Origin of the sequence: Streptomyces sp. W16, assembly GCF_033194735.1 — a bacterium.
Taxonomy (GTDB): domain Bacteria; phylum Actinomycetota; class Actinomycetes; order Streptomycetales; family Streptomycetaceae; genus Streptomyces.
This window is the reverse complement of record NZ_JAWOAI010000360.1, coordinates 1-10,364: the sequence shown is the minus strand read 5'-3', so window position 1 is coordinate 10,364 and position 10,364 is coordinate 1. Positions and strand designations below refer to the sequence as shown.

The following is a 10,364-nucleotide window of genomic DNA, read 5'->3' as shown; positions in this document are numbered from 1 at the left end:
AATCGGTGCTGGCCCGGCTGCGCTGGGTACGTCCGCCGCGGGGGGCGGGGGGTGCGGCGCCGCAAACCGACGACGACCTGCGCAGCCGCCTGGCCCGCTGGGCCCTGAACGAGGCGGAGTTGCTGGGGATGACGGGGCGGGGGGCCTTGTCGGGGCAGGGGCGGGCGTTGCTGGGGGCGGCGAAGGGGACGGCTCCGGGGAGCGCTGCTGCGGCGGCGAAGGGCGCGGTGGCGGGCGGCGCGGTGGCCAAGGACACGCCTTCCGATGCCGGTGACAAGCTCCCCGTCCACCACCGGACGCCCACGCTCCCCGAGCCCCTCTCCCCGGCCGAGCAGGCCGTGGCGAGTGCCGCCGCCGCTCGGCTGCTCGCCCCGCTGCTTCCCGACCCGTTGGACCATGTCCTGTTGCAGGCGGATCTGACGGCGGTGGCCCCCGGTCCGCTGGAACGGCCGTTGGCCGATGTGCTGGACGTGCTCGCGGACGTGGAGTCGAAGGGCGGTGCCACGGTGTACCGCTTCACTCCGGGCTCGGTGCGCCGTGCCCTGGACGCCGGCCGCTCGGCCTCCGATCTGCACGACTTCCTGACCGCGCACTCCCGTACGCCCGTACCGCAGCCTCTCGCCTATCTCATCGACGACGTGGCCCGCAGACACGGTCATCTGCGGATCGGCGCGGCCTCGGCGTATGTGCGCTGCGACGACGACGCGGTGCTCAGCGAGATCCTCGCGGACAAACGGTCGGCGGGCCTGCGCCTGCGCCGCCTGGCGCCGACCGTGCTGGCGGCGCAGGCCGATCCGGCGGCGCTCCTGGAGGGGCTGCGGGCGATGGGCTTCGCGCCGGCCGCCGAGTCCGCCGAGGGCGATGTCGTCATCACCCGCGCCCATGCCCACCGCACCCCGCCCCGTACGGCTCCGGAACCGGTGCCGGACGGCCCGCCGACCCCAGACACGACCCTCCTGTCGGCGGCGATCCGGGCGATCAGGGCGGGCGACCGCGCCTCCACCACCCCTCTGAAACCGTCGACGACCCCGGCCCCGGCCGGTGAACTCCCCCGCACGGGCTCCGCCGAGACCCTCGCCACCATGCAGGCCGCCGTCCTCACCGGCTCCACTCTGTGGATCGGTTACGTCAACGCCGAGGGATCCGCCAGCCAGCGCGTCATCGCACCGATCCGCGTGGAGGGCGGCTTCGTCACGGCGTACGACCACACGGCGGACGAGGTGCGGACGTATCCGCTGCACCGGGTGACGGGGGTCGCCGAGCTGGCGGAGGGGTAGGTCCTGAAAAAAGTGTGTCACTTTCGCCGGAAGTGACACACTTTTCACGGAAGGGTGTCGGCCGGGCCGACTCGCCCCGGCTCAGACAGCCGCCTCGCCCCGGCTCAGATAGCGGTCGAGCGCCTCGACGGAGTCGGCCACGAACGTCGGGCGCCGGGCCATCTCCCGCAACTCGTCCTCCGTGACCCACGCGTGCCAGGCGATCTCGTCCGGGTCGGGGGTGATGTCCGTGCGGACGACCGCTTCGTGGACGCCCATCCAGTACGGGCTGATCACGCCCCGGCACAGGTACTTGAAGGCGAACCGGACCGGCACCACCACCCCTGTTTCCTCGGTGAGTTCACGGGCCGCCGCCTCCTCGTAGGACTCCCCGACCTCCGCGGCGCCGCCGACCAGGAAGTTGTACTGCCCCGGGAACCGGGACATGTCCGCCGCCCGCCTGTGCACCAGGAACCGGCCCGCCCCGTCCCGGCACACGATCGTCGCGACGCGGTGCAGCCAGTGCCGCGCGATGGCCTCGCCCCGGTCCACCGTCCCGACCGTCCGGTCCTGTTCGTCCACCCGTTCCACCAGCTCTCCCATGGGCCCCACCCTCGCAGAGCAGGCCGTGATCATCGGCCGGTAGTGCACACTTGACGTTTGGCCGTGCGGAAGGGATGTGTACGTACGTGAATGGCCCCCTCATCGTCCAGTCCGACAAGACCCTGCTCCTTGAGGTCGATCACGAGCGAGCCGACGAGTGCCGGCGCGCCATCGCGCCGTTCGCCGAGCTGGAGCGGGCGCCCGAGCACATCCACACCTACCGGGTGACGCCGCTGGGGCTGTGGAACGCGCGGGCCGCCGGGCACGACGCCGAGCAGGTCGTGGACGCGCTGGTCGAGTACAGCCGGTATCCCGTGCCGCACGCGCTGCTGGTGGACATCGCCGAGACCATGGACCGCTACGGCCGGCTCACCCTGTCCAAGCACCCCGCGCACGGGCTCGTGCTCACCACCACCGACCGGCCGGTGCTGGAGGAGATCCTGCGCTCGAAGCGGATCGCCCCACTGGTCGGCAACCGGCTCGACCCGGACACCGTGGCCGTGCACCCCTCCGAGCGCGGGCAGATCAAGCAGGTGCTGCTGAAGCTGGGCTGGCCGGCCGAGGACCTCGCCGGGTACGTCGACGGCGAGGCGCACGCGATCGAGCTGGACGAGGACGGGTGGGCGCTGCGGCCCTACCAGAAGCAGGCCGTGGAGAACTTCTGGCACGGCGGCAGCGGTGTCGTCGTGCTGCCCTGCGGCGCGGGCAAGACCCTGGTCGGCGCCGGGGCGATGGCGCAGGCCAAGTCGACCACGCTCATCCTCGTCACCAACACCGTCTCCGCCCGCCAGTGGAAGCACGAGCTGATCAAGCGGACCTCCCTGACCGAGGAGGAGATCGGCGAGTACAGCGGGACCCGGAAGGAGATCCGGCCCGTCACCATCGCCACCTACCAGGTGCTGACGACCAGGCGGAAGGGGATCTACCCCCACCTGGAACTCTTCGACTCCCGCGACTGGGGGCTGATCCTCTACGACGAGGTGCACCTGCTGCCCGCGCCGGTCTTCAAGTTCACCGCCGATCTGCAGGCACGGCGGCGGCTCGGGCTGACCGCGACGCTGGTGCGCGAGGACGGCCGGGAGTCGGACGTGTTCTCCCTCATCGGGCCGAAGCGGTTCGACGCGCCCTGGAAGGAGATCGAGGCGCAGGGCTACATCGCGCCCGCCGACTGTGTGGAAGTGCGCGTCAATCTCACGGACTCCGAGCGGCTCGCGTACGCCACCGCCGAAGCCGAGGAGAAGTACCGCTTCTGTGCGACGACCGCGACGAAGCGGAAGGTCACGGAGGCGATCGTGCGTCGCTTCGCCGGTCAGCAGATCCTCGTCATCGGGCAGTACATCGACCAACTCGACGAGCTGGGCGAGCACTTGAACGCGCCGGTGATCAAGGGCGAGACGTCCAACGCGCAAAGGGAGAAGCTCTTCGGGGCCTTCCGCGAGGGCGAGATCAGCGTCCTCGTCGTGTCCAAGGTCGCCAACTTCTCCATCGACCTGCCCGAGGCGACCGTGGCCATCCAGGTGTCCGGCACCTTCGGCTCCCGCCAGGAGGAGGCCCAGCGTCTCGGCCGGGTCCTGCGCCCCAAGGCCGACGGCCACAAGGCCCACTTCTACTCGGTCGTCGCCCGCGACACCATCGACCAGGACTTCGCCGCCCACCGCCAGCGCTTCCTGGCGGAACAGGGCTACGCGTACCGGATCATGGACGCGGACGAGATCCTCGCGGAGAACTGAGCCCGGGGGCAGCCGTGAGTGACCCCCGCGGTCACTTACGGCGTATGCCCGCTTCCTCGCCGTACTCTCCGAGGACGACCACGCTGAACGCGGCGCCCGCGAACACTTTTATGGCGCGCAGGGCATTGCCCAGGCGATGGGGGTGGCTGCCGCCGGTCGCCGGTGTGGCACCGGACGGGCGGACGGGGACCGGATGGATGGTTGCTGCGCTCATGAATCCATGGTGCGTCTTGGGACATAAGGTCGGCATCGGTCCAGAGAGCCAACCTCGAAGCCGCCCGTGTACGCCTCCGGGCTGACCCGTTCCCCCGCCGGGTGGAGGGGGTGTCCCCTAGGGGACGAAAAACAATTGGCCCTCACCAGGCCCGCGTCACTAAACTCTCCGCTCTTGCCCGCCTCCCCGCAGGGAGTGCCGCCGCCCGGACGGAAACCGGTCGGCACCACCCACCCAGCTCGCGCTCAGCAGCCGCAGCAGGCCCTCCGGAGGCACCCCCTTGTCCACGCCCACCGCCGACCCACTCGGCGATCCCCTCGACGACCCGCTCGCCCGCGAACGCACCCACCTCGCCTCCTCCCGTTCCGCGCTGCGCGCCATGCGCGAGGACGTCGAGTCCCTCGACATCAAGGACGTCACGGCGAACTGGGTCAACGCCGAGGTCCTGGCCCGCCAGATCGACGAACGCATCAAGGCGCTGGCCGACCTCAGCGACACCCCGCTGTTCTTCGGCCGCCTCAACTACCTGCACGCACCCGGCGCCGAGCAGGCGGAGGGCGCGGAGGGGGAGCAGTTCTACATCGGGCGCCGGCATGTGCACGACGGCGACGGCGACCCCATGGTCATCGACTGGCGGGCGCCGGTCTCGCAGCCGTTCTACCGGGCGTCGAAGAAGAACCCGCAGGACATCTCGCTGCGCCGCCGCTTCGGGTACACGGGCGGCGAGCTCACCGCGTACGAGGACGAGCACCTCATGGACCCGGCCGAGGCCGCCGCCACCAGCAAGCTGCTCCAGCAGGAGATCGAGCGGCCCCGCGTCGGCCCCATGCGCGACATCGTCGCCACCATCCAGCCCGAGCAGGACGAGATCGTGCGCAGCGGGCTGGGCGGCACGGTGTGCGTGCAGGGAGGTCCGGGGACCGGGAAGACCGCCGTCGGCCTGCACCGCGTCGCCTACCTCCTCTACGCCCACCGCGAGCGGCTCGCCCGCACCGGCACCCTCGTCATCGGGCCGAACAAGTCCTTCCTCCACTACATCGAGCAAGTCCTGCCCGCCCTGGGCGAGTTGACAGTCCGCCAGGGCACGGTCGACGACCTGGTCGCCCATGTCGAGGTGCGCGGCACGGACGAGGCACCGGCCGCCGTCATCAAGGGCGACGCGCGGATGGCGGAGGTCCTCCGGAAGGCCGTCTACTCGCATGTGAGCATCCCGACCGAGCCGGTGATGGTGGTGCGCGGCTCACGCCGCTGGCGGGTCCCGGCGTACGAACTCGAAGCCATCGTCCGGGAGTTGCTCGACCGCGACATCCGCTACGGCGCCGCCCGCGAGGCTCTGCCACAGCGCATCGCGCATGCCGTGCTGGTGCAGATGGAGCGGTCGGGGGAGGCGCCGGACGACCGGGTGCAGGACGCCGTGGCGCGCAACGCGGCGGTGAAGGCGGTCGTGAAGGCGGTGTGGCCGCCGGTCGAGCCGGAGAAGCTGGTGCTGCGGCTGCTCACGGACGCGGACTTCCTCGCCGCCCACGCGGCCGGGATCCTCGACGAGGACGAGCAGAAGACGATCCTCTGGCCGAAGCCGGTACGGAGCGTGAAGGCCGCCAAGTGGGCCGCCGCGGACGCGGTGTTGATCGACGAGGCGACCGACATCGTCCAGCGGACGCACTCGCTCGGGCATGTGGTGCTCGACGAGGCGCAGGACCTCTCCCCGATGCAGTACCGGGCGGTGGGCCGGCGCTGCACCACCGGTTCCGCGACCGTCCTCGGCGACCTGGCACAGGGCACCACGCCCTGGGCGACCCGGAGTTGGGACGAGGCGCTGGCCCACCTCGGCAAGTCGGACGGTGTGATCGAGGAGTTGACGGCCGGTTTCCGCGTACCGACGGACGTCATCACCTACGCCTCCCGGCTGCTCCCCCACATCGCCCCGGGGCTCGCACCAGTCGCCTCGGTCCGTGAGAACCCGGGCTTCTTCGACCTCCGCGAGACCGCCGGGACGGCGGAAGTGGTCGCCGCCTGCGAGGAGTTGCTGCGCAACGAGGGTTCGACGGGCCTGATCGCGGCCGATGCCCGGATCCCCGCGCTGGCGGAGGCGCTGACGGCGGCGGGCATCGGTTACATCGACCCCGGTGAGGAGACGACCGTCGACACCCGTCTGACCCTGGTCCCGGCCTCGCTCGCGAAGGGTCTGGAGTACGACTACGTGGTCCTCGACGAACCGCGGGCCGTGGTCGACGGCGAACCGGACGAACGCACCGGCCTGCGCCGCCTGTACGTCGCCCTGACCCGAGCGGTGTCGGGCCTGATCGTGACGCACACGGCACCGCTGCCGACCCAACTCGCCTGAGAGGAACGGCCGTTCAGGCTCCGTCCAGTACGGTCCGCCACTCGGCCACCGCCGCCGCCGACACCGGCCGCCCCCAGCCCTCCGGCCGGGCGGCCCCGCCGATGTGGAAGGCGTCGACTCCGGCGGCGAGCAGGGTCGGGACGTGGTCCAGGCGCAGGCCGCCGCCGACCAGGATGCGCTGCTCGTAGCCCGGTTCGCCGCGCAGGGCCGCCTCGCGGAGCAGCTCGGGGAGGCCGTCGTCCACGCCGTCGGCCGAACCGGCGGTGAGGTAGGTGTCGAGTCCGGGCAGGTCCGCGAGCTGCTTGCGCAGGGCGTCGCGGTCGGCGGCGCGGTCGATCGCGCGGTGGAACGTCCAGGCGCAGCCGTCCAGTTCGGCGACGACCCGTTCCACCGCGTCCAGGTCGACGCGGCCGTCCGGGTCGAGGAACCCGAGCACGAACTGGTCGGCGCCGGCGCCCCGCAGCTCCCCGGCGACCTGTACCAGCCGGCGCACGTCGCCCGCGGCGAAGCCGTCCGCGAGGCGCACCATCACGCGCAGGTCGATGTCGACGGCGGCGCGGATCGCGGCGAAGGTCCCGACCGGCGGGGTCAGTCCGTCGGCCGCGATGTCGGTGACCACTTCGAGGCGGTCCGCGCCTCCGGCCTGGGCGGCGATCGCGTCCTCGGCGCCGAGGGCGATCACCTCCAGGACTGCACGCGTGCTCATAGGACCCCTTCCGTCGTGTTCCCTGGAGCGGCTACAGGTCTAGTCCAATCTCAGGGTACGCGGACGGGTCGGGGGCCGCGAGATCACCCCCGCGAACGGCGAACATCGAACGGCGGCTTACGGCCGTCAGCCGAAGATGTTCAGTTCGGCCGGCTCCGCCCCCGCCAGCTCGTACCCCGCCCCGGCCGGCACCGGACGCCCCGAGTACAGCCGTACGAGCGTGGCCGCGTCGCCGATGTACCGGGCCGGGGTCCGCTCGCCCGACACATCGCCCAGCAGCAGCGGATCGTCCAGGTCGTCGAGGTCGGCGTGGAGAGGCAGGTGCCCTTTCTGACGGGTCACCTGGCCGAGAAGGGTTAGAGCGGACCCCAGCCTTTCGCCCCCATACGCCCCGGGCTCGCCAAGGGTGTCCCGTACGTCGCCTGCGTGCACCCACTCACCGAGCGCGACCGCGTCCAGCACGCCGTCCGCGCGGGCGATCACCGCACCTGCCTCGGTCATCCCGCGCTCCAGTTCGTCGACGACCCGCGCGTTGCTCCAGTCGGCCCGCTCGGCGATGTCCCGGTCGTTGGCCTCCGGCGAGAACACCCCCTCCTCGAAGCGGCGCTCCACCACCCGGATCAGCGCGGACGAGCAGTGCGCGAGCACGTCCCGCACGGTCCAGCCCGGACACGCGGCGGTCGCCAGCGCGAAGTCCTCCTCGGGGCGGGAACGCAGCAGCGGAATCAGCGCGTCGCGCTCGCCGGCGAGGAGCCGTCCGGGCAGTTCGGGGTCGCGTACGTCGTGTGTCGTGTCGGCGTAAGTCATGGGTCCCACGCTAGGCGCGGGGCCACGGGAGGAAAATAAGGACCATGGCCGATCTCGACGCCCTTCGCGCCCGCTGGACCCGTGCTCTCGAAGGAGCCCGGGCACCCGGCGGCGGACCCGACCCCGCGCCGTACGCGGAGAATCTCCTCGCCCGCTGGCGGGAGCCACAACGCCACTACCACACGCTCACCCACCTCACGGCGGTCCTGGACCACGTCGACGTGCTGGCGGAGTACGCCGACGACCCGGACGTCGTACGTCTCGCGGCCTGGTTCCACGACGCGGTCTATCTGCCCGACCGTTCCGAGAACGAGGAGCGGTCGGCGCGGCTGGCCGAGCGGGCGCTGGCCGAGGCCGGGGTGCCGGACGCGAAGACGGCCGAGGTCGCCCGGCTGGTCCGGCTCACCGTCACGCACGCCCCCGCCGACGACGACCGCGACGGCATGGTGCTGTGCGACGCGGACCTCGCGATCCTGGCCGCGCCGCCGTCGGCGTACGCCGCGTACACGGCCGCGGTCCGCGAGGAGTACCACTTCGTGCCCAACGACGCCTTCCGGGAGGGCCGTTCGGCGATCCTGCGCCAACTCCTCTCCCTGCCGCGGCTGTTCAGGACGGCCTACGGGGTGGCGGAGTGGGAGGCGACGGCGCGCTACAACCTGACGGGGGAACTGGCGCTGCTGGGCTCGGCGGACCCGAGTGCCGGGTGAGGAACCGGGTGACGAAGGCGAGTGGTGAAAGTCTTAATCTCGGCGGGTCGTGGTGGCGGCCCGTATGCTCCCCGGCATGGGGAGCACGGGTGCACTAGAGGTGGAAGAGGCCGTCGCGAGCTGTCTCGCACTGCTGAGCACGGCGACGGAACGGGACTGGGACGGCGTGCGGGCCGGCCGCCTGGAGTGGAGCTGCCGCCGCACCGCCGAGCACATCGCCAGTGATCTCATCTCGTACGCGGGCCAGTTGGCCGGGCGCGCACAGCACGCGTACCTCCCCTTCGACATCGCTCTGGACGACGGCACCGACAACTCCGGTGTCCTGGAGGTGATCGGGGCGACCGGCGCCCTCCTCTCCGCCACCGTCCGTACCACCCCGCGCGAGGTGCGCGCCTTCCACCCGCTCCCGTTCCGCAGCGCCAACCGCGAGGGCTTCGCCGCGATGGGCACCGCCGAGGTGCTGGTGCACACCCACGACATCGCCGAGGGGCTGGGGCTGACCTACCAACCGGCCCGGGAACTCGCCGAGTTCGTCCTCACCCGGATCTTCCCGCACATCCGCCCCGGCGCCGACCCCTGGCGCACCCTGCTCTGGGCGACCGGCCGCGGCAACCTCCCCGGCCGCGCCCCCGTCACCGGGTGGCGCTGGCACAACAACCTGGTCCTGCCCACCGAACGCCTCACCCTGGAGGGCGTCCACCCGGCAGCCGCCGCCGACCTGGTCAACGGCGGCGACGGCGGCTTCGAGTGGATCCCCGGCGGCCCCTTCCAGGGCACCCGGGAGGCCGCGACCTTCATGACGAAGGCGTACCAAGCAGGCCTGCACCGCCCGGAGTTCGGGGTGTTCGCCCTGGTCCGCCAGGAGGACGGCCGCGCGATCGGCGGCATGGGCTTCCACTCCGTACCCGACGAGGAGGGCCGCACCGAGGTCGGCTACGACCTGGTGGAGGGCGCGCGCGGACAGGGCTACGCGACGGAGGCGCTGCGCGCACTGACCGGCTGGGCGCTGGCCAGGGACGACGTACACACCGTCCTGGCGACCGTCGAGCACGACAACCTGGCGTCCCAGGCGGTCGTTTCACGCGTGGGCTTCAAGCAGGCGGGCGAGGACGACGAGGGCCTGATCTACGAACTCGGCGGCTGACCGGCCAACCGGCCTACCGGTCCCGCCCCTTGGGCCGGCGCAGCCCCGCCGCCGTCAGCAGCCGCACCACCTCCCGGCTCCTGACCTCCACCGCGCCGGCGGCCACCGCGTCCGCGTAACGATGCGACGGGATGTCGTAGTGATCCCGCTCGAAGGCCCGCCGCGGCACCCCCAACTCCTCGGCGAACAGATGGAGTTCGTCGTAGGAGACATCGCTGACCAGATGCGACCACAGGCGGCCGTGCCCCGGCCAGGCCGGCGGGTCGATGTACACGGTCACAGGGAACCCAGGTTTCCCAGCGCGGCGACCTTCACGCCCGCCTTGTGGCACACCCAGTGCGGGTCGGGTCCGAGCTCAGGTTCGACCTCCAGGGCGTGCGGGTCGCCGGCCGCGCAGACCGGGCAGAGCGGCCAGCGCCCGTACGCCTCCAGCAGCGCGTCCTGCACGTCCTGCGCGACCAGGCCGGCCACGTAGTCGACACCCTCCGGCCACTGCTCCACCCACCACCGCCGCTGCACGACGGACTCCTCGACCATCGACACCACGTCCGCCGCCACGACCTCGCGCGCGGCCAGATCGGCGAGTACGAGCGCGCGTGCCGCGTGCAACGCCTGCTCCAGGGGGCTGATGGGATCGGTACTGGGGTCCATGCACCCATTGTGCGCACTCTTGACCGGACCACCGCCCCGAAAATATCTTTCAAAGGTGACCCAGGAAGTGAAGGAAATTTTCGGAAACGGTTCCGGGAGAACGCCACCCGCGGCCCTGGCCGCCAAGGTGCGCACCCTCGCCCCCTCCATGACCCGCTCCATGCAGCGCGTCGCCGAGACCGTCGCCGCCGACCCGGCCGGC

Annotated in this window: 11 protein-coding genes and 1 pseudogene; 6 read left to right on the top strand and 6 right to left on the bottom strand. The window is 71.8% G+C overall.

Features of this window, described 5'->3' with window-relative positions:
* The coding region (locus tag R6V09_RS35550; protein WP_317885586.1) for a helicase C-terminal domain-containing protein at positions 1–1,277 on the top strand (1,277 nt) is incomplete at its 5' end.
* 81 nt (positions 1,278–1,358) lie between these two features.
* Here the strand turns inward: R6V09_RS35550 and R6V09_RS35545 are convergent.
* The gene (locus tag R6V09_RS35545) at positions 1,359–1,859 is read right to left on the bottom strand and encodes an NUDIX hydrolase (RefSeq protein ID WP_317885585.1); all 501 of its coding nucleotides are present in this window, start codon (positions 1,857–1,859) and stop codon (positions 1,359–1,361) included.
* Positions 1,860–1,945: 86 nt separating this feature from the next.
* On the opposite strand from R6V09_RS35545, the gene R6V09_RS35540 reads away from it, so the two are divergent.
* Complete coding sequence (locus R6V09_RS35540) at positions 1,946–3,589, top strand: DNA repair helicase XPB (protein WP_317885584.1); 1,644 nt, start codon at positions 1,946–1,948, stop codon at positions 3,587–3,589.
* A 31-nt stretch (positions 3,590–3,620) separates the two neighbouring features.
* Here the strand turns inward: R6V09_RS35540 and R6V09_RS35535 are convergent, their stop codons facing one another.
* Positions 3,621–3,803, bottom strand: a complete 183-nt coding sequence (locus tag R6V09_RS35535; protein WP_086022036.1) for a hypothetical protein — start codon at positions 3,801–3,803, stop codon at positions 3,621–3,623.
* Positions 3,804–4,083: 280 nt separating this feature from the next.
* Between R6V09_RS35535 and R6V09_RS35530 the strand changes: the two genes are divergently transcribed.
* Positions 4,084–6,147, top strand: a complete 2,064-nt coding sequence (locus R6V09_RS35530) for a HelD family protein (protein ID WP_317885583.1) — start codon at positions 4,084–4,086, stop codon at positions 6,145–6,147.
* Positions 6,148–6,160: 13 nt separating this feature from the next.
* On the opposite strand, the gene R6V09_RS35525 is transcribed toward R6V09_RS35530, so the two are convergent.
* Positions 6,161–6,853, bottom strand: coding sequence for a copper homeostasis protein CutC (locus tag R6V09_RS35525; RefSeq protein ID WP_317885582.1), 693 nt, complete (start codon positions 6,851–6,853; stop codon positions 6,161–6,163).
* A gap of 126 nt (positions 6,854–6,979) precedes the next feature.
* Complete coding sequence (locus tag R6V09_RS35520) at positions 6,980–7,660, bottom strand: maleylpyruvate isomerase family mycothiol-dependent enzyme (RefSeq protein WP_317885581.1); 681 nt, start codon at positions 7,658–7,660, stop codon at positions 6,980–6,982.
* A 44-nt stretch (positions 7,661–7,704) separates the two neighbouring features.
* Here R6V09_RS35520 and R6V09_RS35515 point away from each other — a divergent pair, with 44 nt between their 5' ends.
* Both R6V09_RS35515 and R6V09_RS35510 read left to right on the top strand, forming a co-directional pair.
* Complete coding sequence (locus R6V09_RS35515; RefSeq protein ID WP_317885580.1) at positions 7,705–8,367, top strand: HD domain-containing protein; 663 nt, start codon at positions 7,705–7,707, stop codon at positions 8,365–8,367.
* A 76-nt stretch (positions 8,368–8,443) separates the two neighbouring features.
* On the top strand, positions 8,444–9,511 hold the full coding sequence (locus tag R6V09_RS35510) for a GNAT family N-acetyltransferase (protein WP_317885579.1): 1,068 nt from the start codon (positions 8,444–8,446) through the stop codon (positions 9,509–9,511).
* 13 nt (positions 9,512–9,524) lie between these two features.
* On the opposite strand, the gene R6V09_RS35505 is transcribed toward R6V09_RS35510, so the two are convergent.
* Together R6V09_RS35505 and R6V09_RS35500 are read right to left on the bottom strand one after the other, a co-directional pair.
* Positions 9,525–9,791 carry a DUF4031 domain-containing protein gene (locus R6V09_RS35505; RefSeq protein WP_317885578.1) on the bottom strand — a complete coding sequence of 89 codons (267 nt, stop codon included), beginning with the start codon at positions 9,789–9,791 and terminating at the stop codon, positions 9,525–9,527.
* Entirely contained in the window at positions 9,788–10,162 is a 375-nt protein-coding gene (locus tag R6V09_RS35500; RefSeq protein ID WP_317885577.1) for a hypothetical protein, read from the bottom strand. The genes R6V09_RS35505 and R6V09_RS35500 overlap by 4 nt, the downstream gene beginning before the upstream one ends.
* A 55-nt stretch (positions 10,163–10,217) precedes the next feature.
* Between R6V09_RS35500 and R6V09_RS35495 the strand changes: the two are divergent.
* Positions 10,218–10,364: pseudogene (locus R6V09_RS35495) on the top strand (RpiR family transcriptional regulator); the annotation flags it as partial.

Bases quoted from the DNA above. Each gene is read 5' to 3' on its own strand.
- R6V09_RS35545 (WP_317885585.1), bottom strand. From the start codon at position 1,859: ATGGGAGAGCTGGTGGAACGGGTGGACGAACAGGACCGGACGGTCGGG.
- R6V09_RS35535 (WP_086022036.1), bottom strand. From the start codon at position 3,803: ATGAGCGCAGCAACCATCCATCCGGTCCCCGTCCGCCCGTCCGGTGCC.
- R6V09_RS35525 (WP_317885582.1), bottom strand. From the start codon at position 6,853: ATGAGCACGCGTGCAGTCCTGGAGGTGATCGCCCTCGGCGCCGAGGAC.
- R6V09_RS35520 (WP_317885581.1), bottom strand. From the start codon at position 7,660: ATGACTTACGCCGACACGACACACGACGTACGCGACCCCGAACTGCCC.
- R6V09_RS35515 (WP_317885580.1), top strand. From the start codon at position 7,705: ATGGCCGATCTCGACGCCCTTCGCGCCCGCTGGACCCGTGCTCTCGAA.
- R6V09_RS35510 (WP_317885579.1), top strand. From the start codon at position 8,444: ATGGGGAGCACGGGTGCACTAGAGGTGGAAGAGGCCGTCGCGAGCTGT.
- R6V09_RS35500 (WP_317885577.1), bottom strand. From the start codon at position 10,162: ATGGACCCCAGTACCGATCCCATCAGCCCCCTGGAGCAGGCGTTGCAC.